This is a genomic window from Novosphingobium sp. B-7 (genome assembly GCF_000410615.1).
Lineage (GTDB): Bacteria > Pseudomonadota > Alphaproteobacteria > Sphingomonadales > Sphingomonadaceae > Novosphingobium > Novosphingobium capsulatum.
Map to the genome: position 1 here is coordinate 26,325 of NZ_KE148378.1, position 275 is coordinate 26,599.

Here is a 275-nt window from a genome sequence, read left to right on the forward strand (position 1 = left end):
CACGCTGCGGTTGGAAAGCTGGAACGTTCGGCCATGAGCGCAGCGCCCCTGTTGCGTGCGCCGGCCTTTCCCTGGGCAGACGCTGGCGTAAGCGGCGAGAGCGTCTCGTCGCCCTCGGCTGCGGCCATAGAGGAAGCTCGCGCCTTGTTTGCCGATATCTGCGCCGCGCGGGTGGGGGGCTGCTTCTGGGGCGTGCCGGTTGAAGCGCCGGGGCCGTGGCCCGTGGTCTTGCGCCCGCGCGATCGGGCAGAGATGGCGGCGCTGGCCGGCCGCGC

At 72.4% G+C, this 275-nt stretch carries 1 pseudogene; it reads left to right on the top strand.

The features are described 5' to 3' along the window. Positions 1-33 precede the first annotated feature (33 nt). Positions 34-275, top strand: a pseudogene (locus H926_RS33420) (hypothetical protein); the annotation flags it as partial.